Source organism: Mesorhizobium sp. AD1-1, from assembly GCF_020164655.1.
Taxonomy (GTDB): Bacteria; Pseudomonadota; Alphaproteobacteria; order Rhizobiales; family Rhizobiaceae; genus Mesorhizobium; species Mesorhizobium ciceri.
This window is the reverse complement of the sequence record NZ_JAIUGP010000015.1, coordinates 159,068-182,501: the sequence shown is the minus strand read 5'-3', so window position 1 is coordinate 182,501 and position 23,434 is coordinate 159,068. Positions and strand designations below refer to the sequence as shown.

At 62.2% G+C, this 23,434-nt stretch carries 17 protein-coding genes, 1 tRNA gene and 1 pseudogene; 11 read left to right on the top strand and 8 right to left on the bottom strand.

The window, feature by feature from the left end:
* Nucleotides 1-24 precede the first annotated feature (24 nt).
* Nucleotides 25-1,461 (bottom strand): glutamine synthetase family protein, encoded by a 1,437-nt coding sequence (locus LB519_RS25110; RefSeq protein ID WP_027035719.1) that lies wholly within the window; start codon nucleotides 1,459-1,461, stop codon nucleotides 25-27.
* Between the two features lie 145 nt (nucleotides 1,462-1,606).
* Here LB519_RS25110 and LB519_RS25105 point away from each other — a divergent pair, with 145 nt between their 5' ends.
* Nucleotides 1,607-2,320 (top strand): HAD family hydrolase, encoded by a 714-nt coding sequence (locus LB519_RS25105; protein WP_013530243.1) that lies wholly within the window; start codon nucleotides 1,607-1,609, stop codon nucleotides 2,318-2,320.
* Nucleotides 2,321-2,403: 83 nt separating this feature from the next.
* Here the strand turns inward: LB519_RS25105 and LB519_RS25100 are convergent, their stop codons facing one another.
* From LB519_RS25100 to aceA, 3 genes are all read right to left on the bottom strand, one after another.
* Nucleotides 2,404-2,808: a response regulator gene (locus LB519_RS25100; protein ID WP_224621462.1), complete on the bottom strand. Its 405-nt coding sequence runs from the start codon at nucleotides 2,806-2,808 to the stop codon at nucleotides 2,404-2,406.
* Nucleotides 2,809-3,086: 278 nt separating this feature from the next.
* On the bottom strand, nucleotides 3,087-3,329 hold the full coding sequence (locus LB519_RS25095) for a hypothetical protein (protein ID WP_006202762.1): 243 nt from the start codon (nucleotides 3,327-3,329) through the stop codon (nucleotides 3,087-3,089).
* Between the two features lie 58 nt (nucleotides 3,330-3,387).
* Nucleotides 3,388-4,677 (bottom strand): isocitrate lyase, encoded by a 1,290-nt coding sequence (aceA, locus tag LB519_RS25090; protein WP_224621461.1) that lies wholly within the window; start codon nucleotides 4,675-4,677, stop codon nucleotides 3,388-3,390.
* 228 nt (nucleotides 4,678-4,905) lie between these two features.
* Here aceA and LB519_RS25085 point away from each other — a divergent pair, with 228 nt between their 5' ends.
* The 6 genes from LB519_RS25085 to LB519_RS25060 all read left to right on the top strand — a co-directional run bounded on the left by LB519_RS25085 (nucleotide 4,906) and on the right by LB519_RS25060 (nucleotide 11,918).
* Nucleotides 4,906-6,348: a short-chain fatty acyl-CoA regulator family protein gene (locus tag LB519_RS25085; RefSeq protein ID WP_013530246.1), complete on the top strand. Its 1,443-nt coding sequence runs from the start codon at nucleotides 4,906-4,908 to the stop codon at nucleotides 6,346-6,348.
* A gap of 150 nt (nucleotides 6,349-6,498) precedes the next feature.
* Nucleotides 6,499-7,449 carry a DMT family transporter gene (locus tag LB519_RS25080; RefSeq protein WP_063170073.1) on the top strand — a complete coding sequence of 317 codons (951 nt, stop codon included), beginning with the start codon at nucleotides 6,499-6,501 and terminating at the stop codon, nucleotides 7,447-7,449.
* Between the two features lie 340 nt (nucleotides 7,450-7,789).
* The gene (locus LB519_RS25075; protein ID WP_013530248.1) at nucleotides 7,790-8,887 is read left to right on the top strand and encodes a polyamine ABC transporter substrate-binding protein; all 1,098 of its coding nucleotides are present in this window, start codon (nucleotides 7,790-7,792) and stop codon (nucleotides 8,885-8,887) included.
* Nucleotides 8,888-8,971: 84 nt separating this feature from the next.
* The gene (locus tag LB519_RS25070) at nucleotides 8,972-10,111 is read left to right on the top strand and encodes an ABC transporter ATP-binding protein (RefSeq protein WP_013530249.1); all 1,140 of its coding nucleotides are present in this window, start codon (nucleotides 8,972-8,974) and stop codon (nucleotides 10,109-10,111) included.
* A 9-nt stretch (nucleotides 10,112-10,120) separates the two neighbouring features.
* Nucleotides 10,121-11,095, top strand: a complete 975-nt coding sequence (locus LB519_RS25065; RefSeq protein WP_224621460.1) for an ABC transporter permease subunit — start codon at nucleotides 10,121-10,123, stop codon at nucleotides 11,093-11,095.
* A gap of 4 nt (nucleotides 11,096-11,099) precedes the next feature.
* Entirely contained in the window at nucleotides 11,100-11,918 is an 819-nt protein-coding gene (locus tag LB519_RS25060; RefSeq protein ID WP_013530251.1) for an ABC transporter permease, read from the top strand.
* Nucleotides 11,919-11,936: 18 nt separating this feature from the next.
* On the opposite strand, the gene LB519_RS25055 is transcribed toward LB519_RS25060, so the two are convergent.
* Entirely contained in the window at nucleotides 11,937-13,790 is a 1,854-nt protein-coding gene (locus tag LB519_RS25055) for an AsmA-like C-terminal region-containing protein (protein ID WP_224621459.1), read from the bottom strand.
* A gap of 271 nt (nucleotides 13,791-14,061) precedes the next feature.
* Between LB519_RS25055 and LB519_RS25050 the strand changes: the two genes are divergently transcribed.
* Entirely contained in the window at nucleotides 14,062-16,020 is a 1,959-nt protein-coding gene (locus LB519_RS25050) for an acetoacetate--CoA ligase (protein ID WP_224621458.1), read from the top strand.
* 325 nt (nucleotides 16,021-16,345) lie between these two features.
* On the opposite strand, the gene LB519_RS25045 is transcribed toward LB519_RS25050, so the two are convergent.
* Nucleotides 16,346-20,128, bottom strand: a complete 3,783-nt coding sequence (locus LB519_RS25045; protein WP_224621457.1) for a PAS domain S-box protein — start codon at nucleotides 20,126-20,128, stop codon at nucleotides 16,346-16,348.
* A gap of 248 nt (nucleotides 20,129-20,376) precedes the next feature.
* On the opposite strand from LB519_RS25045, the gene LB519_RS25040 reads away from it, so the two are divergent.
* Nucleotides 20,377-20,835, top strand: a complete 459-nt coding sequence (locus LB519_RS25040; RefSeq protein ID WP_013530255.1) for a phasin — start codon at nucleotides 20,377-20,379, stop codon at nucleotides 20,833-20,835.
* Between the two features lie 369 nt (nucleotides 20,836-21,204).
* Nucleotides 21,205-21,281, top strand: a tRNA-His gene (locus tag LB519_RS25035).
* A gap of 620 nt (nucleotides 21,282-21,901) precedes the next feature.
* Here LB519_RS25035 and LB519_RS25030 read toward each other — a convergent pair.
* Nucleotides 21,902-22,251: pseudogene (locus LB519_RS25030) on the bottom strand (proline racemase family protein); the annotation flags it as partial.
* Between the two features lie 374 nt (nucleotides 22,252-22,625).
* On the opposite strand from LB519_RS25030, the gene LB519_RS25025 reads away from it, so the two are divergent.
* On the top strand, nucleotides 22,626-22,916 hold the full coding sequence (locus tag LB519_RS25025; RefSeq protein WP_224621456.1) for a hypothetical protein: 291 nt from the start codon (nucleotides 22,626-22,628) through the stop codon (nucleotides 22,914-22,916).
* Between the two features lie 90 nt (nucleotides 22,917-23,006).
* Here LB519_RS25025 and LB519_RS25020 read toward each other — a convergent pair whose 3' ends face one another.
* A complete protein-coding gene (locus tag LB519_RS25020; RefSeq protein WP_224620969.1) occupies nucleotides 23,007-23,291 on the bottom strand; it encodes a hypothetical protein in 285 nt (94 codons plus the stop codon).
* Between the last annotated feature and the right edge of the window lie 143 nt (nucleotides 23,292-23,434).

Genomic DNA, 23,434 nt, shown 5'->3' with positions numbered 1-23,434 from the left:
CTACTCCCCTACTCCCCTACTCCCCTACACATTCAGCAACAAATACTCCCGCTCCCACGGACTGATCACTTCCATGAAGGTCTCGAATTCCGCGCGCTTGATCGCCGCATAGGTCGCGGCGAACGACTTGCCCAGATGCGCGCAGAGTTCCTCGTCGCCCTCGAACAGGTCGACGGCTTCGAGCAGGCCGCGCGGCAGGTCGATCTCGTCGGCATTGGCCGTTGTCAGGACCGGGGGCTCGGCCTTGATCTTGTTGGTGATGCCGATCAGCCCGCAGGCAAGCGATGCCGCCAGCGCCAGATAGGGATTGGCATCGGAGGACGGGATGCGGTTTTCGACGCGCCGTGCCGCCGGATCCGAGCGTGGCACGCGAAACGCCGTGGTGCGGTTGTCATAGCCCCATTTGTTGTTGACCGGCGCCGACGCCGCCTGTGTCAGCCGGCGGTAGGAATTGACATAGGGCGCGAACATCACCAGCGCGTTCGGCACATGCTTCTGCATGCCGCCGATAAAGTGGAAAAAATCGTCGGTTTCCGAGCCGTCAGCGGCCGAAAAGATGTTCTGTCCGGTCTTCTTGTCGATGATCGACTGATGGATGTGCATCGCGGAGCCGGGTTGCCCCTGGATCGGCTTGGCCATGAAGGTGGCGTAGATCTCGTGCTTCAGCGCCGCCTCGCGAATGGTGCGCTTGAACATGAACACCTGGTCGGCCAGTTCGATCGGGTCGCCATGGCGCAGATTGATCTCCAACTGGCCGGCACCTTCCTCGTGGATCAGCGTATCGATCTCCAGGCCCTGGCTTTCGGAGAAATGGTAGATGTCGTCGATCAGTTCGTCGAATTCGTTGACGCCGGCGATCGAATAGCCGGCGCCGCCGCCGATCGCGCGTCCCGACCGGCCAACCGGCGGGGTCAGCGGATAGTCCGGGTCGGGATTCTTGCGCACCAGGTAGAACTCGATCTCGGGCGCCACCACAGGCTTCAGGCCGAGCTTGTCATAGGCGGCCACCACACGCTTCAACACGTTGCGCGGCGTGAACTCGACCGAGCGTCCGTCCTGGTGGACGAGGTCGCAGATGACCGCTGCCGTCGGGTCTTCTTCCCAGGGCACCACCGTCAGCGTCGACAGGTCGGGCATGAGTTTGAGGTCGCCGTCGTCTTCGGGGTAGTGGAAGCCGTTGCCATCCTCGGGGTAGCCGCCGGATATCGTCGTCATGAAGACTGCCGACGGCAGCGCCAGCGAGGTGTTGGAGGTGAATTTCTTCGATGGCATCATCTTGCCACGCGCGACGCCTGCCTGATCGGGCGTGATGCACTCGATGTCCTCGATGCCGCGCCATTCCAGCCAGGCGCTGACTTCCTTCCAGTTCTTGACGCCTCGTTGGTTTTTCACGAAGGCAGGCGTGCGGGCGCGTCCTCCGCGGCTCGACGGACGGACTTCCTTTTTTGCAGGCGGCATCATTCACCAGATTGGGTTGCGGATTGTGGAGTATAGCCGTGCCCTCCTATGGAAGGGAAGGGGAGCCGCGTCGGGCATTGCCCGGTGCGGTTGAAAAACACGCCAATCGGCTTAGTTTCGGCCGTCCCAATTCCAATCGAGGCGTTCAATGCGGCGCAATGACAAACTGACGACGATCGGCTTCGACGCCGACGACACGTTGTGGCAGAACGAGCAGTTCTTCCGGCTGACGGAAAAGCGCTTTGCCGCCATGCTCGTCGACCATGGCGAAGCGGAGCACATCTCGGCACGATTGCTGGAGGCCGAAAGGCGCAACCTCGCTGTCTATGGCTTCGGCATCAAGGGATTTACCCTGTCGATGATCGAGACGGCGATCGAGGTCACGCAAGGCCGCGTGCCGGGCTCGGTCATAGCGGAGATTCTCGATGCCGGCCGCGAGATGCTGAGCCATCCGATCGAGGCCTTGCCGCACGCCCGCGAGACGGTCGAAAAGCTTGCCGGCGCATTCCGCCTCGTGCTGATCACCAAGGGCGACCTCTTCGACCAGGAGCGCAAGCTGGCTGGCTCAGGCCTTGGCGATCTGTTTGACGCGGTCGAGATCGTCAGCGACAAGAATGCTGCCACCTATAGCAGGCTCTTCAAGCGCCACGGCGATGGTCCGGCGAAAAGCATGATGGTCGGCAACTCGCTGAAGTCGGATGTGGTGCCGGCCATCGAGGCCGGCGGGTGGGGTGTTCATGTGCCGCATGAACTGACCTGGGTGCTGGAGCATGTCGAAGCGCCGGTAACCGAATCGAGGTTCCGCCAGATATCCGATCTCGGACAACTGCCCGGACTGATCGAAAGCATCATCGATCCCTGATCGCCGGGCGATCCGTGGTCGCCCGGCCTTACCTGGTTTCGATTCCGGACGGAAAAACCGCTACACACTTTCCCGCAATTGCCTCAGCGGCCGATCAGGCGATCGATCACCGGTTGCAACCGTTCGGGCGTGATCGGCTTGGCGATCACCACGTCGATGACACCAGACAGGCCCAGGCTTTCCGTGGTGCCATTCTTGGTTGACAGCAGGATTACCGGTGGCAGCGATTTGCCCGAGGCGCGGCGCAACGCGTCGATGCTGGACATCAGATTGTCGCAGTCCTTGTTGTCGGCGCCGCCGTCAAGGACAACCGCGCCGGGAATGAGCGACCGCAAGATCCTTGCCGCCGTGTCGGGAGATTCCGAAATCGGCTTGAGCCCGGATCGCTCGACGATCTTTGAAATCACCACGCGATTGATTGGCGACCTGCCGACGACAAGCACCTGCGACGGATCACGGATCGCCTCGGTGGTTGAGCCGCGGGTCACCAGATTCGGATGTCTTGGAGTCTCGCCTTCGCGATTCACCGGGCACACAAGTCAGCCAAGAAGCTCGCCCCTATTTCAATGCAGAGTTGAATCCGGAGCGCAATTGGCGTGAGATCGCAGCCTATGTCAAGTTGAAATAAAAGTGCCCGAAATCATCGCCGGGACAGTGAATTTCAAGCAACGCTACTGTACTCGACTGTCCACACGTGCATTTCATAAAAAGAAAATTCACCTGCGCAGGGGCTGCGCAGGTGAAGGGTCGGTTGCATGGATTTCAGTCAGCCGTGGCTCTGCTGCGTGACGATCACCGGAATCAGCAGATCGCCCCAGTTGCCGTCGCCGCCGTGATGTCGTGCCGAGCGCACGAGTTCCACCGAGACGCCCGCCTCGACCGCCTTCATCACCGACTGGTTGAGGCGGTGCAGGTCGTTGGCCAGCATGCGGATCGTCGCCTGCTGGTCGACGCTCATCGTCGTCGACTGTTCCTCGGCGCGTTCCTTGACGCGGCTTATCGATGCCATTGGTTTTCTCCTTGTGTCCCAAGCCCTGTCGGGCGTTTCCTCTGAGTTTTTCTGTTCGCTATTCGGCGGCCGGTTTGAACTGCGCGTGCTCCGTCGATTCATGCATGGCGGTGGTCGACGACTGGCCGCCGGTGATCGCCATCGACACGGCGTCGAAATAGCCGGTGCCGACCTCGCGCTGATGCTTGGTCGCGGTGTAGCCATCGGCCTCGGCCGCGAACTCCGCTTCCTGCAACTCGGAATAGGCCGCCATCTGCCGCGCCTTGTAGCCGCGCGCCAATTCGAACATGCCGTAGTTGAGCTGGTGAAAGCCGGCGAGCGTGATGAACTGGAACTTGTAGCCCATGGCGCCGAGCTCCTTCTGGAACTTGGCGATCGTCGCGTCGTCGAGGTTCTTCTTCCAGTTGAACGACGGCGAGCAATTGTAGGCGAGCAGCTTGTCGGGATGGTGCTTGCGCACGCCGTCGGCGAATTTCCTGGCCTGTGCCAGGTCCGGCTTCGAGGTCTCGCACCAGATCAGATCCGCGTAAGGCGCATAGGCGATGGCGCGGGCAATGCAGGGCTCGATGCCGTTCCTGACATGATAGAAACCCTCAATCGTGCGCCCGGCGTCGTAGTCGACGAAAGGCTGGTCGCGCTCGTCGATGTCGGAGGTGAGCAGCTTGGCGGCTTCCGCATCGGTGCGCGCGACGACCAGGGTCGGCGTGCCCATCACGTCCGCCGCCAGGCGCGCGGCGTTGAGGTTGCGGATGTGCGCCGCAGTCGGGATCAGCACCTTGCCGCCGAGATGGCCGCATTTCTTTTCCGACGCCAACTGGTCCTCATAGTGGACGCCGGCGGCGCCCGCCTCGATGAAGGCTTTCATGATTTCGAAGGCGTTGAGCGGCCCGGCGAAGCCGGCTGCGGCGTCGGCAACGATCGGCGCGAACCAGGTTTCGACCGAAAGCCCATTGCCTTCGGAGGTCTCGATCTGGTCGGCGCGCTGCAGCGTCCGGTTGATGCGCTTGACCAGTTCAGGCGCCGCATTGGCCGGGTAGAGCGACTGATCCGGATACATCGCGCCAGCCGTGTTGGCGTCGGCGGCAACCTGCCAGCCCGACAGGTAGATCGCCTTCAGCCCGGCGCGCACCTGCTGCATCGCCTGATTGCCGGACATGGCGCCGAGCGCGTTGACGAAGTCCTCCTCGTGGATGAGCTTCCACAGCCGATTGGCGCCCATTTCGGCAAGGCTCTGGCGGATCTGCACCGAACCGCGCAGACGCTTCACATCCGCCGCCGAGTAGGGTCGTTCGATACCGTCGAAGCGACCTTCCGGCGCCGATGGGACGAGGTTGTAAAAATCAGTCATTGGTCACTCCGAGGAATTGCTGATCTGTGTCAAGGCGTCAATCATTTGGGGGTAGTTGGGTATGACTGGATTTACATTTTCGCGTGAAATCAGCCACAAAAAACAGGTAAACTGAGAGGATATAAGAGAAAACCTGTGTTGCGTTTGACAGAAGTGCGTTGTAAATTTGTCATTATTGTAAAAGGCCCGTGCCCAGGAAATCGTGTAAATTGCTGTAAAGGACAGTCCGTGGCTGACCAGAAGATCTTCGCCGGGCCGCGCATCCGCCGCATTCGTAACGCCAAGGGCCTGACCCAGACGGCGATGGCCGAGGGTCTCGGCATTTCGCCGTCCTACCTCAATCTGATCGAGCGCAACCAGCGGCCGCTGACGGTGCAGCTGATCCTCAGGCTGGCCTCCGTCTACAAGGTCGATCCACACGAGCTGCAGGGCGAGGCGAGGGGATCTGTCGCTGCCTTGAAGGAAGTGTTCACCGATCCCCTGCTGGTCGGCGAGTTGCCGGGTGATCAGGAACTGATCGAGCTTGCCGAGGCGGCGCCCAATGCGTCCGCGGCCGTGATAAAGCTGTTCCGCGCCTATCGCGAGCAGGCCGAGCGCCTGTCCGACCTCAACGAATTGCTGGCACGCGAGGGTCGGGCGACGGCGCTTTCCGGCGCCCGCCTGCCGATCGACGAGGTGCACGAGATTTTCGAGCGCCGGCCGAACCATTTCGCTGCCCTCGAGGAGGAGGCCGCGGCGTTCACCTCGGTGCTCGATCCCGGCGACGATCTGTTCGGCGCGCTGAAGGCCTGGCTGAAGCGCGAATATGGCATCGTGGTCAAGGTGCTGCCGGTCGCGACCATGCCGAACTGGCGCCGCCGTTATGATCGTCATTCGCAGCGCCTGTTCCTGTCCGAACGCCTGTCGCCGTTCGACCAGTTGCGCGAAGTCGCGATGGAGGCCTGCCTGATCCGCATGACGGTCGCGGTCGCCGGCGAGATCCAGGCGCTCAAGCTGAGCACCGACGAGGCGCGCCGCCTGGCCCGCTTCGAACTTGGCCGTTATGCGGCGCACGCGCTGATGATGCCCTATCAGGCCTTTCACGCGGCTGCCGTGCGCGCCCGCTATGACATCGATGTCCTGCGTTCGCGCTTCGGGGTCTCCTTCGAACAGGCGGCCAACCGGCTGACCATGCTGCAGCGGCAGGGTGCCTCGGGCGTGCCGTTTTTCATGCTGGAGGTCGACAATGCCGGCAACCGCTTCCGCAAGGCCGGCAGCCAGGGCTTTCCTCAAAGCCGCTTTGGCGGCGGCTGTCCCAAGCTGCCCGTGCATGTCGCCTTCACCCAGCCCGGCCAGGTCTTCGTCGAGGCAGTGGAAATGCCCGACGGCGCCGAGTTCCTGTGCATCGCCCGCACGCTGGAAGGGCCGCAAGGCGCATTCTCGGAACGCCCGCGCCGCACCGCGCTGCTGCTCGGTTGCGACATCGGCTTTCGTGACGACATCGTCTATGGCGCGGCATTGCCCGGTGCGGCAATCACCGCAAAGGCCGGCACCGTCGCGGCAACGCCGGTCGGGCCTGCTTGCCGGCTTTGCGAACGCGTCGGCTGCCTGGCACGGGCAGAACCGCCGGTGACGCGCCCGCTCGGCCTCGACGAGATGGTGACGGGCCTGAGTGCTTTCGATTTTCAGTGACGCCGTGTTCTTCTGAAATGGAGCAAGGTGCCACAATTGTCGCCGGCCGCTGGCTCAGTTCCGGCCTGCGCCTTTGCGTTACGCCAACAGAGCATCTTTTTGTCGTCCCTTGCGCATCGTCCCGTCCACAAGAGCCCGACAGTGGCAGCCATGATCGATACCGCATCGCCGATCGTCGCATCGCCAGCCGTCTCGCCGCGCGAGGAGCGCGTCGGCATGCTTTTGGTCTTCCTGTCGGCGCTGATGTGGAGTTTCGGCGGTGCCATCGCCCGCTTCATCACTGTCGGTGACAGCTGGACGGTCATTTTCTGGCGATCCGTGTGGGCAGCCGCCTTCCTGGTCTGCTTCATGGTTTGGCGTGACGGCTGGCGTGGCATGCTGAAGCTGTTCCGTGACATGGGGTTGCCCGGCCTTGCCGTCGGGATCTGCTTTGCCACGGCATCGACCGCCTTCGTCGTGGCGCTCGCCTACACCACCGTCGCTAACATCCTTTTGATGCAGGCAGGCGTGCCGTTGCTGGCGGCGCTGTTTGCCTGGGCATTGTTTCGCGAAAGGGTTGGTGTCGCGACCTGGGTGGCAATCGCCGCCGTCATCACCGGCGTCGCCATCATGGTGTCGGAATCGCTCGATGGCGCCGTCTCGCCCATAGGCGATGGGCTGGCGCTGTTGATCGCGGTCATGTTTTCAGTCGCCACCGTCATCACCCGGCGGTTCTCCGGCGTGCGCATGACGCCGGCGACGTGCCTCGGCACCATGCTCGCGGCCGGCTTTGCCGTCTCGCAGGCATCGACCCTCACCGTATCTGTCAGTGACATGGGCTTTCTGTTTGCCTTCGGCGTGGTCAATCTCGGCCTCGGCCTGGCCTTCTTCGCCACCGGCGCGCGACTGATCCCGGCGGCCATCGCGGCGCTGCTCGGCACGTTCGAGCCGATCCTCGGCCCGATATGGGTCTGGCTCATTCATTCCGAGGTGCCGTCGGGGCGCACCATCATCGGCGGCGCGGTTGTGGTCACGGCGCTGCTCGTCCATATCGGGCTCGAATTCAAGCGCCAGGCAAGGCCCGAACGCGCAGGGGTCACCGGGGTGCCGTCACCTAATTGAAGCGGCCTGCAGCTTTGCCATTGACAACGTCGCTGCGGCACGGGCAGGCTGGGAATACGGCAACAACAAGACAGGCGTATCTTGCCAAGTCTCCCAGCCGGTCCGATCGGGACCGGACCATATCGTCGTATCTCTGCCCGCGCCATGGCGAAAGCCTCTGACGGTATTGGCACGCCTCCCAGGCCGCCTCAGGGGCATCCAACCATCTCATCGAACCGCCTGCATGGTCTCGGCAGTTCGCGCTTGTCGCCCCTTGGAAAGCTCAATAGTCTGAAGAAAATGCCGGTCGCGCTGATGTCGCGACGAGCCGGTGAAGGAACACTCATCAAAGGAGAATAGCATGATCCGCAAAGCGCTCTGGCTTTCGGCAACGTCGGCATTCCTGACATTTTTCACCGTCGGCGGTCACGCCGAAGATCGTGTCGTCAACGTCTTCAACTGGTCGGACTACATCGACAGTTCGATCATCGACGATTTCACCAAGGAAACCGGCATCAAGGTCGTCTATGATACCTTCGATTCCAACGAAATCCTTGAGACCAAGCTGCTTGCCGGCGGCAGCGGCTATGACGTCGTCGTGCCCAGCGGCAATTTCCTTGCGCGCCAGATCCAGGCCGGCGTGTTCCAGAAGCTCGACAAGTCGAAGCTGCCCAACATTTCCAACATGTGGGATACGGTTTCGGAACGCACGGCCAAGTACGACCCCGGCAATGAATACTCGGTCAACTACATGTGGGGCACGGTTGGCATCGGCTACAACATCAAGAAGGTGCAGGCGGCACTCGGCACCGACAAGATCGACAGCTGGGATGTCTTCTTCAACCCCGACAGCCTGGCCAAACTGAAGGACTGCGGCGTCTACGTGCTGGACTCGCCGGCCGACATCATTCCGGCTGCACTGAAATATCTCGGCCTCGACCCGAACAGCACATCGCCCGACGATATCGCCAAGGCCGAGGAGACCTTGCTCAAGGTCCGACCTTATATCAGGAAGTTCCATTCCTCCGAATACATCAACGCGCTCGCCAACGGCGATATCTGCCTGGCCGTCGGCTGGTCGGGTGACGTGTTCCAGGCCCGCAATCGCGCGGTCGAGGCCAAGCAGGGCGTCGAGATCGGCTATTCCGTGCCGAAGGAGGGTGCGCAGATGTGGTTCGACCAGATGGCGATCCCTGCCGACGCGCCGCATGTCGCGGAGGCGCTCGAGTTCATCAACTACATGATGAAGCCGGAAGTTATCGCCAAGTCGTCGAACTACGTGCTCTACGCAAACGGCAACAAGGCTTCGCAGCAATTCGTCGACAAGGCACTGTTGGAGGATCCCTCGGTTTATCCTGATGCCGAGACCATAAAGAAGCTCTACACCGTCTCGCCATACGATCCCAAGACACAGCGCGTCATCACGCGCACCTGGACCAAGATCGTCACCGGCCAGTAAGCAATCCGACACGGTCCCGGCAGTCACCTGCCGGGACCGTTTTTACCTGGGGCAAGAAGCAAGAAAATCAGGACGGAGTGGGACATGAAATCGCTTGGCAGCATCCGCAGGGATTTTGCACCGTGGAACGACCCGAACGCCAAGCCGTACATCCAGTTCGACAACGTCACCAAGAAGTTCGGTGACTTCACCGCCGTCAACAATCTGTCTCTGACCATCTTCGAGCGCGAGTTCTTCGCGCTGCTCGGTGCTTCCGGTTGCGGAAAGTCGACGCTGCTCAGAATGCTCGCCGGCTTCGAGGAGCCGACAGCCGGCCGCATTCTGCTCGATGGCCAGGATCTGCGCGGCATCCCGCCCTACCGGCGGCCTGTCAACATGATGTTCCAGTCCTATGCGCTGTTCCCGCATATGACGGTCGAGAACAACATCGCCTTCGGCCTCAAGCAGGACGGCATGCCGAAGCCCGAAATCGCATCGCGCGTTGCCGAGATGCTGAAGCTGGTCAAGCTTGAGCAGTTCGCCAAGCGCAAGCCGCATCAACTGTCCGGCGGCCAGCGCCAGCGCGTCGCGCTCGCCCGCTCGGTCGCCAAGCGGCCGAAGGTGCTGCTGCTCGACGAGCCGCTCGGCGCGTTGGACAAGAAGCTGCGCGAAGAGACGCAGTTCGAACTGATGGACCTGCAGCAGAATCTCGGCCTGACCTTCGTCGTCGTCACCCACGACCAGGAAGAGGCGATGACCATGGCCGATCGCATCGCCATCATCGACAAGGGCGAGGTGATGCAGGTGGCAACGCCGGCCGAAGTTTACGAGGCGCCGGGATCGCGTTTCGTCGCTGGCTTCGTCGGCAACGTGAATATGTTCGAGGGCAAGATCGCGCGTGGCGAGGCGGGCAGCGCCAGCATAGACGCCGGCAACGGCATCACCATCCGCACCGACAATGCCGGCACCGCCGGGGCCGGGACGGCCGTCACCTTCGCCATCAGGCCCGAAAAGATCAAGGTGTCGTCGAAGAAGCCGGCCGAGGCCGTCAACGCCATCGAGGGCGAGGTCTACGATATCGCCTATCTCGGCGACATGACCGTCTATCATGTCAGGCTGGACGACGGCCAGGTGGTGCGCGCCAGCACCATGAACGCGGCCCGCATCACCGAGGATCCGTTGAGCTGGAACGACCGCGCCTGGGTTTCCTTCCGGCCCGACGCCGGCGTCGTGCTGACGCGGTAGGGGGCGACCATGTCGAGCGCCGCCGTCACCACCTCATCAGCCTCGCCGGCATCCAATGCCGGCAAATCCATCCTTGCCAGGCTGGGTGCTGCCTTCGTTGGCCGACTGGTCATCATCATCCCGTATGTCTGGCTGCTGTTCTTCTTCCTCATTCCGTTCGTCATCGTCTTCAAGATTTCGCTGTCGCAGACGGCGATCGCCATCCCGCCCTATACGCCGGCGCTCGATTTCAGCGGCGGCATTTCCGGGTTCCTGGCTCAGCTGAAACAGCTCAGCCTCGACAACTACACCTGGCTGACGCAGGACGCGCTCTACTTCAACGCCTATGTGACCAGCGTCATCATCGCCGCGGTCTCGACGGTCCTGACATTGCTCGTCGGCTACCCCATCGCCTACGGCATGGCGCGCGCGCCGGCGACGATCCGCCCGACCTTGCTGATGCTGGTCATCCTGCCGTTCTGGACCTCGTTCCTGATCCGCGTCTACGCCTGGATCGGCATTCTCAAGCCCGAAGGGCTGCTCAATCAGCTGCTGCTCGCCACCGGCATCATCCACCAGCCGCTGATCATCCTCAACACCTATACGGCGATCTTCATCGGCATCGTCTATTCCTACCTGCCGTTCATGGTGCTGCCGCTCTATTCCGCGCTCGAGAAGATGGACTATTCGCTGATCGAGGCGGCCAAGGACCTCGGTTGCCCGCCGACCAGTGCGTTCTGGAAAATCACCTTTCCGCTGTCGCTGCCCGGCGTCATCGCCGGTTGTCTGCTGGTGTTCATTCCGGCCGTCGGCGAATTCGTCATTCCCGATCTGCTCGGCGGATCGCAGACGCTGATGATCGGCAAGACGTTGTGGAACGAGTTCTTCGCCAATCGCGACTGGCCGGTATCGTCGGCCGTGGCCGTCATCCTGCTGTTGCTGCTGATCGTGCCGATCATGCTCTTCCAGCGGGCTCAGGCGCGCGCTCAGGAAATGGACAGGTGACCTCATGAACGCCACCTGGAGCCGCTTCAACATCACCTCGATCGTGCTTGGCTTTGCCTTTCTCTACCTGCCGATCGTGCTGCTCATCGTCTTCTCGTTCAACGAATCGAAACTGGTCACGGTCTGGGGCGGTTTCTCGACCAAATGGTACGTCTCGCTATTCCACAACCAGGGTCTCATGGACGCGACCTGGGTGACGGCGCGTGTTGGCCTGATCTCGGCCACGGTTGCGACGGTGCTGGGCACCCTGGCGGCACTCACCTTGACCCGCTACACGCGCTTCAAGGGCAGGGTGCTGTTTTCCGGCATGGTCTTTGCGCCGCTGGTCATGCCGGAAGTCATCACCGGCCTGTCGCTGCTGCTGCTCTTCGTCGCCGTCGGGCTCGACCGCGGCTTCCTCACCGTGACGCTCGCCCACATCACGCTGACCATGTGCTTCGTCGCCGTGGTCGTGCAGTCGCGGCTCATGACTTTCGACCGCTCGCTGGAAGAAGCCGCGATGGATCTTGGCGCAACGCCGGTGAAGACCTTCTTCCAGATCACATTGCCGGTCATCATGCCGGCGATCGTCTCCGGCTGGATGCTGGCTTTCACCCTTTCGCTCGACGATCTGGTCATCGCCAGCTTCACCTCCGGGCCGGGCGCGACGACGCTGCCGATGAAGATCTACAGCCAGGTTCGCCTCGGCGTGACGCCGGAAATCAACGCCGCCTGCACCATCCTGATCGCCGTCGTGGCGATCGGCGTCATCATCGCCTCGCTTGCCAACAAGCGGCGTGAGGTGCAGCGCCAGCTCGACGAGCAGGCCGCGCAACGCGGCTGAAGACGAAAAGGCGACCGCTTATTCCCCGGAAACGCCGCGGCTGATCGGGGAAATGAACGGCGTGCTCCAGGTTCCGCCGACGAAGAACGACGACTGGTTGGGGCCTTGCTGGCCGTTGGCCTGCGTTACCGCCTGGTCAGGCTGAATGACGCCGCCGGACAAGGCCAGTCCGCGCCCGGCGTAGGACGCGATGCCGGACAGCCAGATCTTGTACTTCGCTGAATTGGCCTCGGCCTTGTCGATTCGCGCCACGCCCTTCGAAATGGTGGCCTTGATCTCGGCACCGTCGATCGGCAATGTTCCGTCGGAGACATCGTCGAGCGCGAAGAAGCCGCCCTGTTCGGTATGTTTGAGGAAGGCCGGCAGGTTGAGCTTGCTCAACGCACCCGGCCCGAAGGTCGCCGAGACCGAGCCGTCGGCATTGTCGAAGATGGAATCCCAGGTTCTGCCCGGCCCCTTGAGGATCACCGAGACGGTGCCCGTGCCGACCGGCACCAGCCGCGTCATCCCCGCCGCCGTGCCGAAAGCACCGCCGTCGATGTCGGACGCCAGAAGGCGGATTTCGACCTGCGAGCCTTCCGGCTTGCGATCGAAGCGAAGGCTGGTCTGGATGTTGCCGCCGAAGGCCGAGGCATCGGAGATGTCGAAGACGGACAGACCATCCTTGACCTGTGCCGTGGCGGCGACGTCGGCGAGCTGGATCGGCCCCGCCGTGGCGTGCGCCGCCGACAGCCTGAGATCGAGATTGATCTTGTCGGCGAAACTTGTGTCGATTTCGCCAGGCCCCGCTCCTCCGGTCGGCACCAGCGGGGTGAAGGCCGACAGAAACGATCTGAGGTCGAGCGTGTCGAAGGCGAGTGTGCCGGAGATCACAGGTTGTGCTTCACCAAGCGAGAGGTCCAGCGCACCCATCCCCGGATTGTTGTCGAGTGCAATCGCCGTGTTGTCGAACTTGACGCGCCCGCCGGTCGCGGTGATCTTGCTCGAAATGCTGACCGAGCCGATCGCCGCACCCGGAGCGATGCCGGCCTGCGACCATTCCAGGACACGCCGCAGCGAGGGTGCCGAGAACTTCGCTTGACCGTCGAAATAGGTATTTTCAGACATGCTGGCCGTGCCGTCGAACGAGAAGGTGGCGGGCGCCGCCTTGAAGGACAGCGTCAGCGGCGCCGTGCCGCCGGCAAACAGCACAAGCGGTTTGGCCGAGGCGACATCCAGCGCGACGCTTTCGCCCCGCCAGATGCCGGTTGCCGACAACGTCGCATTGCTGTTCATCGCCGCCCAATTTGCCTGACCGTTCAAGCTGCTCAGGATCTCGACGTCCTTGCCGCCGATGGAGGCTACCATGCGGCCGTCGCGAAACTCGACCGTGCCGAAGGTGTCGGTAGGCAGCTTGTCGAGGTCCGGTTTGGCGGGGTCGGCGTTGACCAGGCCGCGCGCCGTGTCGATGGAGCGCGTGATGCGCCCGCCGGTCGGCACAGCGGGCAGGAAAAGGCCGGCAGGCGTGCGCTGGACCCGGATCGTCGGCCGCACCAGCCGCGCCGTCGAAAACACCACGTCGCCGCGCAAGGCCGCCATGGCGGAAAGGTCGACCTCGACCCGTTCTGCCTCGACCACCGGCGGCGCCTCGGTGTCGGTCCATTGTGACAGCGTCACATCGGTCAGGATTGCGCGGAATGTCGGCCAGACCTCGATACGCGGCGAACCGTCGATGGCGACACGGAAGCCGCTCCACGCACTCATTTCCCAGGCGATGCGGTCGCGCACGATACGGGTGGAGGCAATCAGCGGCAGGGCGGCAACGACCAGCGCGACGACGATCACGGCAGCGCCGATCGCCCATATTCCGCGCCGGATCATAGATGATGGCATATGGCCCCGTATGCTTCCATTCCGACAATCGCCCGACGGGTGTAACCCCAGGTGTAACCACGACCCCGGTCGTCACCACGGCCCCGGTCGTCACCAGGACTTCCGGCCGTCACTACGACTTCAAGTTGTCACTACGACTTAGGGCTGAGGCATTTCAAGTCTTTATGGCCCGGCGATGGCATTTGCGCACATCTGGTCGCATCAGCCGAACAAAATCTTGCTCTGCTGCGCTGCGATATGCATAAGCGATGGCGACCGTGGAGGAACGATCATGGCTGCCGAACAACCGCTCTGGACACCGACGCAAGACCAGATTGACGCAGCACCCTTGACCGCCTTCACCAAAACCGCCGGAGTGAAAGCCGGCGTAGCGTTTTCCTCGTATTCGCAGCTTCACGCCTGGTCGGTCGAGGACCGTGAAGGGTTCTGGAGCCTGGTCTGGGATTTCTGCGGCATCGTCGGCGACAAGGGCGATAAGCTGCTCGTCGACGGCGACAAGATGCCCGGCGCTTCTTTCTTTCCCAATGCGACACTGAATTTCGCCGGGAATCTGCTGAAGAAGACCGGCTCAGGCGACGCAATCGTGTTTCGCGGCGAAGACAAGGTCGAGCGCCGGCTGTCCTGGAACGAGTTGCACGCGCTGACCTCGCGGCTGCAGCAGCTTTTCCTGTCGCTCAAGGTGAAGAGGGGCGACCGCATTGCCGCCATGATGCCCAACATGCCGGAGACCGTCGCCGCCATGCTGGCCGCCGCCTCGATCGGCGCCGTCTGGTCGTCCTGCTCTCCCGATTTCGGCGAGCAGGGCGTGCTCGACAGGTTCGGCCAGATCGAGCCCGTCGTCTTCATCGCGCCGGATGGCTATTGGTACAATGGCAAGGCGATCGAAGTCGCCGACAAGATCGCCGCGGTCGCGGCCAAGCTCGGCACTGTCCGCAAGATCCTGGTCGTCGACTATCTCGGCACATCGAGCGATGTCGCCGGGATCATCGACAAGGCGGTAGCGCTGGAAGAGGCGCTGTCGCCCTTCGCCGACAAGCCCGTCGCCTTCGAGCCGCTGCCGTTTTCGCATCCGCTTTACATCCTGTTTTCGTCGGGAACGACCGGCATTCCCAAATGCATCGTCCATTCGGCCGGCGGCACGCTGATCCAGCATGTCAAGGAACACCGGCTGCATGCCGGTCTCACCGACGGCGACCGCTTTTTCTACTTCACCACCTGCGGCTGGATGATGTGGAACTGGCTGGTGTCGGGTCTCGCTTCGGGCGCCACGCTGCTGCTCTATGACGGCTCGCCCTTCTATCCCGACGGCAATGTGCTGTTCGATTTCGCCGATGCCGAGAAGATGACTTTCCTCGGCACCTCGGCCAAGTTCATCGATTCCGTGCGCAAGGCCGGCCTCAAGCCGATCCGCACGCATGATCTGTCCACTGTGCGGGCAATCTCCTCCACCGGCTCGCCGCTGTCGCCGGAAGATTTCCGCTTCGTTTATGACGGCATCAAGAAGGACGTACATCTGGCCTCGGTCTCCGGCGGCACCGACATCGTCTCCTGCTTCGTGCTCGGCGTGCCGACGCAGCCGGTCTGGACCGGCGAGATCCAGGGACCCGGCCTCGGCCTGGCCGTCGATGTCTGGGACGACGACGGCAGGCCGGTCCGACAGGAGAAGGGCGAGCTGGTCTGCGCAAAAGCCTTTCCGGCGATGCCGATCGGCTTCTGGAACGACCCCGATGGCAAGAAGTACCGGGCGGCCTATTTCGAGCGCTTCGACAATGTCTGGTGTCATGGCGATTTCGCCGAATGGACCGAGCATGGCGGCCTCATCATCCATGGCCGCTCCGACGCCACGCTCAACCCGGGCGGGGTGAGGATCGGCACGGCGGAGATCTACAATCAGGTCGAGCAGATGCCTGAGATCCTGGAAGCATTGTGCATCGGACAGGACTTCGACAACGACGTGCGCGTCATCCTGTTCGTGCGCCTGGCCGCCGGCGTGCAGCTCGACGAGGATCTGGAAAAACGCATACGGGCAAAAATCCGTAGCGGCGCGAGCCCGCGTCACGTGCCGGCAAGGATCGTCGCCGTCACCGACATCCCTCGCACCAAATCGGGCAAGATCACCGAGCTTGCGGTGCGCGACGTGGTGCATGGCCGCGCCATCAAGAACAAGGAGGCGCTCGCCAATCCAGAGGCGCTTGAGCTGTTCAAGAACCTGCCGCAATTGGCCGAGTAGCTGCTAATGCATGTCGCTCAAAAGTGGCCCGGTTTTGAGACAACGACATGCATGAAAAAAGACGTTCCGGCATGGTTAACGAAATATCTCGCTAGAATTTACCTAGATTTCATGAGTGGTACACATTCGTAAATTTTCCGGCGCCCCGGTAAGGAGTTGTTAAGGTCCGGCGTCGATAGTCGCAGGTAACTTGAGGGAGGAATCCCGTTCCTCAGCCCCGAGGATCCGAATTCGCTCAAGCCCCCGTTGTGACAGCAATCCCATCTCTTAAGGCGCCTTTGGGCGCCTTTTTCTTTTTATCGGGATCGAAGCGTGGAGGGCTGATCTATTCCGCAAGGACACGGGTCGATGGAAAAGCCACCTCGACCAAGGTGCCTTCGCCCGGTGTCGAATTGATGGTGAACCGGGCACGGTTGGCTTCCACCATCGCTTTGGTCAAAGGCAGTCCAAGCCCGGTGCCGTCGCCGCGTCCGCGCTTCAGCGCGTTGATCTGCTTGAACGGCTTCAGCGCCTGCTCGATCTCGGCATGGCTCATGCCGATGCCGGTGTCGCGCACCCGCATGACGACGTCGCCCGACGTCTCATAGGCGGTCGAGACGATCACCTGGCCGCCGGCCTGGGTGTAGCGGATGGCATTCGACAGGATGTTGAGCGCGATCTGGCGCACGCTGCGCAGGTCCGCCACCACTTCCGGCAGCCGCGAAGCGAAGCTGGAGCGGATGATGACCCGTTCGCGATTGGCCTGCGGCTGCATCATCGCCACCGTCTCGGCCAGCGTGTCGTTGAGCGACACCGCCTCATAGGCCATCTCCTGCTGGCCGGCCTCGATCTTGGAGATATCGAGCAGGTCGTTGACCAGGTCGAGCACATGATTGCCCGAGCGGTTGATGTCGCGCAGATAGTCGCGGTAGCGGTCGTTGGCGACAGGTCCGAACTTCTCGTCGACCATCAGTTCGGAAAAGCCGATGATGGCGTTGAGCGGGGTGCGGATCTCGTGGCTGATGCGGGCGAGGAAATCGGTCTTCTGCGAGGACGCGCGCTCGGCCACCGCACGTGCCTGCGTCAAGTCCTCTTCGGCCCGCTTCCACTGCGTGATATCGCGAACGACGGCGCAGAAGCCGCTGTCGTTGGGCAGCCGGCCGATGGTCATGAACAGCGGAATGAAGCGGCCTTGCGATTCGCGCCCGATCACCTCGCGGCCGTCGTTCATGACACTCGCCACGCCGGGCTCGGACAGTCCGTTGAGATAGTCGCGTGCCGCGCGCTGGCTTTCGATGGCAAACAGCGAGGCGAACGGCTTGCCGGTCACATCGTCGCTGTCGAAGCCGAACAGTGCTTCGGCCGGCCGGCTGATCGATCGGATGGTGCCGTCACGGCCGATCAGCACGACGCCGTCGGTGGCGGTGTCGATAATGGTGCGCATCTCGGCGATGCGCGCCTTGAGCTCGGAAATATCCGGCTGCGTCTGCTCGTCGCCAACCACATGCAGGCTCGCCGGCGCATCATCCTCGCCGGAGCGTCGCACGACCAGCATCAGCGCCTTGCCGTCGCGCCAGGGGACAGAGCGCAAAATGGCCTCGATCGGGAATTCCTGTCCATCACGCGTCTTCAGCCGCAGCGCGCGATCGGTGCCGTCGGAAACGCCGTCGTCGGCATAGGGGTCGGCAAACAACGCGCCGAGGCCGCCGGCATCCGCCAGATCGTCGAGCGCCTCGTAGCCGGTCAGGCTGAGGAATTCCTCGTTCGCATAGTGCAACTGGTCTCCGGAATGGATGAGCAGCGGCACGGGCAGCTTACCGAGCAGCGACGTGTCCGGGGCCTTGTGTTCATCTCCCGCGGAAAACGCCGAAGGCACGAACCCTTCGGCCTTGAGCGGCGGAACCTGCAGGCGAGGGCGCTCGACGCGTATTTCCGCAGCGTCGCCTGCATTGACGGCTTGCTCGGCAACCGCCTGCTCGTCAGGCGATGCGGCTTCCTCGTCGGGCTGCGCCCAATCCTCGCTGTCTTCGGCATCGCGAAAATCTGCTGACGTCATGCTGTCGTCATCGAGGACGTCATGTGTCGCGTCAGTGGCTTCAGGCTCTTCGCCGGGCGAAACCGCAGCGGTGTTCTCTGGTTCCGCCGCCCCGGGGCCACGTTCGTCATCTTGGCCGGCATAGTCCAGCAACGAGCCCGTCACATTCATCCCAGGGGGGGCTTCACGAGCCGCTTCGTCCGGGTGACCGTCAAGCCGTGCCAGATCCTGCTCGTCTTCGGCATCGACATCGGTCTCGGATGGCTCGACCGGTTCGTTCTCTGGCCCTGACGCAGGGGTGCCGCCGGTGCGCATCGGGTCGTCGGACGCCTTGACCGGAGCCTCGGTCTCCGCTGCCGACGCCTCAGCAGTCTCAGTCTCTGGTGGCTCGACCGGAGCACTCTCCTTCTTCAGCCGCTCGCCGATTTCGCGGAAGGCGCTGCGTTCCAGGGTCGAGAGGCCCTTGTCGTTGGCTGGCTGCCGATGTTCGGCGAGCCGGATCACCTTGTCGGCAAAGCGCCGCTCCTGTTTCGGCACGATGGTCAGCGCCGGCACCTCGCCCTTGAACGGATCCGATGCCTGAGCGTCCTCGGCCCTGGGCTCCTCAGCCTTCGGCTGTTCGAGCGCGGGTTGGATGACTTGCGGTTCCGGCGTTGCCGGCGCCCGGCCATTGGGCACCAGCGCCATGCCGATGGCCTCCGGATCGACGACCGCGTCGCTGGCGCGGGCGACGCCGAAGCCGCGGAAACCCTCGAAGGCGCGGCTGCGGCCATAGACAGGCAGCGCCGCCAGGTCGACGGGTATCTTCAGATCGGTGCCGACGACCGGCCACAGCACCGAGCGTCCGGACCAGGTATCGCGCCGTTCGAGGAGCCCCGATATCTCGCCCGAGGGGTCGAGGCCGAATGTGGCGGCGACATCCCTGAAGCGTCGGCCAATCACGTCGGCCGCCGGCTTGCCGACGATGTCGGCGAATTCCGGCGACAGCGCGCTGAACTTGCCTTCGGCATCGGTGCGCCAGACGAAGCGCACCGGCGCCGCTGCGCGGTCTATCGCCGAGACGGTCGTCGGCGTGGCCGCGGAGGTGGACTGGACTTCCAGGGCCGCCGGTTCTTGAGGCGCTTCAGGTCCGGACGCAGCTGGTCGCGGCGCCTGTTCCCCTCCGTCCTCGCCGGCGTTGAAGTACCAATGGTCGTGTTGCGCCGGTGTGGGCTCTGCTGCCGCCTGATCGCTATTGGCAGCCGTCGGCGCCTGCCCGATCGCGTCGGTGATCGCATGCGGCTGCGATGCGGCGACGTCCTCGGTCGGCAGTGCGGCGCCTGGTTCCTCGGTCGGTGTCTCGCGACCCTGTTCCGGCTGCGAAGCCGCATCGCCAGCTGGTGCCGCCTCGGCAATGGTTTGCGTGAGGTGTTCGCCCGCAGGGGCTGTGTCGTCGAGCTGGTCCTCGTCGATCACCACCAGCAGATGCCGCTCCTCGGTCAATCTTGCCAGACCTGCCGGGTAGGAGGCCGTGCCGCCCGGGACAAGGCGCTTGACGATGCGGTCGCTCTCGGCTGCGACGTCGGCAACCAGTGCTGCCAGCGTCTCCGGCCGGATGCCCAGTGCCGAAAATCCTTCCGAGGCCGCCTCGACGTTGCCCCTGGCATCGACAAAGGCGATGAAATGACCATCCTCGGTGAAGCCGCTAATGGCGCGCGCGGCGATTTCGCCGGCACTGCGTGACCCTGTCTGAGCCGCCGGCACTGCCAGCATGATCGCCTTCTCGGCGTCCGGCATGGTCACCGCACTGGCCAGGAAGCCGACGGCGCGGCTGGTCATGCCGGTCGCCAGCCGCACCATGATGGCGCGGTCGCTGCCAATCTCGGGAAATCCGCTGGTCGCCATGATCTGGCGCCTGGCGATCACGGGCAACTGCGCCGAGGCGCCTATGATCGCCTCGATGTCGGGATAACCGAACATCGCGGCTCCTGGCCCATTGGCCCAGATCACCTGCTCCAGATCCGCCGACAGGATCGCGATCGCGTCGCCTGCGGCAAAGCGCTGGCGGACCGCGTCGAGCACGGCGACATCGAGGAAGGAATATTCGGACGGCATGCGCTTGGCGGACCTCACGGAGCGGCGATTTTGCAGTTAACGCTTTGTTAATAAAAGCCGGAGGCGCGAAGGTCCACAAGCCAGAACGTGCAAAGGCTGGAATCTGGGCTCTTGGTTAACGGCCCAAAAGAAATTTATGGTGCACTGCAACAAAGATATTGCAATGCACAAAATTTGCCTTTATATTGCCATCATACATGAACGAGACGGCTTTCTGTCAAAGCCGCTGCCGCTGAAAAGGATGGAAAATGTCCAGGACCAAGACCGCCGAGACGATCGAAAACGTTGAATTCCCGAGCTTCGACGCTTCCAAGGCGACTGACCAGATTCGCGCTTTCGCCGAAAAGGGCGTTGAGCAGTCGAAAGAGGCTTATGCCAAGCTGAAGACCGGCGCCGAGGAGACCCAGAAGGCTCTGGAGTCGACCTACGAGACCGCCAAGACCGTTTCCAACGACCTGTCGCTCAAGACCATCTCCGCTTTGCGTGCCAATGCCGAGGCCGGTTTTTCCCACCTCGAAGCCCTGATCGGCGCCAAGTCGCTGTCGGAAGTCGTCGAGCTGCAGACCGCCTTCCTGCGCAAGCGCGTCGAATCGACCGTCGAGCAGGCCAAGGACTTCCAGGCCGTTGCCTCCAAGGCCGCCGAGGACGTCTCCAAGCCGATCAAGACCGCCTTCGAGAAGGCGATGAAGGAAATCAAGGTTGCCTAACATTTGCGCATGATCTGAAGATGCAACAAAAGGTCGCATTTTCTTAAAAACGATCAGGTGTATGATGGCAGCCATCAAGGAATACCCGGTGAGTGGAACCTCCTCCCTCTGCTCCCCGGGGTGACCAGCCAGCACCTCCTCCCGCTGGCTCGTAACAGGAAAAGGCCGGCACCTCCTCCCGCCGGCCTTTTTCTTTGTCCGTCGCCTGGTCCTTGCCTGCGCCTTCTTGCTGGGCGAATGCCGCGCCGATGTGGGGAAGTGACCTTTGCTTTCCAAAAGCCTTGAATTAGAATCCATAAGCCCGTAAGGACGCATCGCCGAACGACAGAGCGGCGGATGAGTTTCTGTTTCGATCCGCTCAGGCAACGTGCCGTTGTAGCTCAGATGGTTAGAGCGCCGGATTGTGGATCCGGAGGTCGCTGGTTCGATCCCAGCCAACGGTACCATCGGCTTACCCCCATAACTCGTTGAATTTGTTGCGGAGTTTTTGGCCGAAGGCGGTCAGACCTGCGGCTATCTCCTATTTTGTGTTACCTATTGTGTTACTAATTGTGATACAAATGGTGCATCCGAGACGTGGGAAGACGACGCGAAGAGCATGATCCCGACCGCTTCCTGCAACGGAGGGGCGATCATTCCATTACTATCGCCGTGTGCCTAGAGAGGTCAGGGACCTCGAGGAGCGCTGCGTGTTCGTGCGCCGCGCCCCTCGACACCACTGACCGTATAAAAGGCGCGTGTCCGATACCGCCAAGCCGTCAAGCGTGCCGAGTCTCTGGGATTTGTCTATCGGCCGCTCGCAGAGATTCTGGTCGCCGAGCCCCTCGATACGATCCTGCGGCAGTCGAGAGCACGATAGGCGAGCCTGCCAAATCACCATCTGTTGACGCGGTCGGCGGCATGGTCGCCCGCCCTGACGACAAGATATCGGAAGCGCTGAAGCTGTACTTCGACGAGATTGCGCGCGACGAAATCCGCACAAAAGGCCCTGACCAGAAGAGCGCTGGAAGGCAAAGCGCGAAATGAGCGTCGATGTCTTCATCGGCCTGGTCGCCGACAAGCCAATGAGCGCCTCGCGCAGACTGCGGCTAAGGCTTGCCAACATGCCGCCCAGGCCTGGCCATGATTCCTGCGGCTCGACGACGGCGTAATAGTTCCCGCCGTAGGCGATGTCGACGACGAGTCGGCCGAGACCGCGCACATCGACAGCGACGTCCGCAGCATGCAGATAGCTGGCAACGTTGAACATCCGTACGGAGTCCACGAACTCGCCTGGCCTCTCATATTCGATATCGACCCTCCCAGCCGGAGTCTCGATCGAGAGTTGCCCGGGATACGAGGCGACACCAGGCCTTCCTCGATTGCCGCCGACACGAGACCGATCGTGCCGGCGCCGCAGTCGCGCGGCGAGCCTGAAAAGAGTAAGCCCGCTGCCTGGGCGGGGGGCTTGGGGTTAGGCAGCGGGCCTCGTAGGCGATAAGGGGTTCAGACGAACTGAACCCACGCAAACGATGCTCCCAGAAGTGTTAACGAGACCTTAACGAATCTCGGAGCGTTTTACCGATCTTGGCGAACTGTGGATAACCCTCGCAGTCTGTCAGTGCCGTGAAACCTGTCTGCGTTCGGTTACGCGTTGCACCTCATGTCCTTTCGTCCATTGATGCCCGCCCAGATGACCGTGATCCCTGCTGCCAATCCAACCAAGATAATTTTGCGGCGTTCCCCCGATATACCCGTTGTTCAATTGAATTGCTGTGTATTATTCCGCTGTTGTCTTTAGGAGGGGAGCCATGCCCCTATCATCGTTCGCCAAAGAGCTTGATAACGCCGCCGATAGCATCGCCGACATGTCGCGAGCCGATCTTCAGATCATGCTTCGGCGCGCTGCGTTGATGCTCCGGAACGTCGCCGGCCTCCCGCTAGAGCCATCAACACAGGACGCACTGAACTCCATTGCCGCTGAAATGAAAATCGGCTGGTCGGAGCTCATTCAGATCGTCTTGCGTGAGTGGCCGGAAACGAATGCCTATCTGCCAGTCCGGATGATTGACGAGGAAAGCGAGACCGACGGGAGCGGTTAGCAACATGGCTCGCAAGGGCCCGCAGAAAAAGGCCCGTGCCTAAGGGACGGGCCAAATACGTTTCGGGAACAATGCCTGAAGCGGTTATTCTCAGCCGCCCATCTTCTTGGCCATGGCACAGAAATCAGCGTGCGACTTGTTGAGCGTGGTGTCGCCGCAGTCTTTCAGTACCGCCTTTTGTTCATCCGGTTTCATAGACATCCATGCGGTCTTGAAATCCGCTTCCGACCTCAAGGTTTTCATGCCGGCATCCGTGAAGAAAGGTGACATCTTTGCAGGATCATCGAGCGCGGAAGTGGTGCTGCTGCCTGCCAGCGCTGAGCCGGTCATTATTGCGAGCGCCATCGCGCCCGTCGTAAGCATTTTGATACTCATTTTTTCCTCCGTTTAGTTCTACACGCGCAAACGCGTGATCTGTCAAAAAAACGACGGCGTCTGAACTCTGTTCCCGCATCTCGTCGATTTCCTTTTATCGAGAGACTGTCCGACGTGCGCCCGGCGGTGTCGTGAAGGAGTGA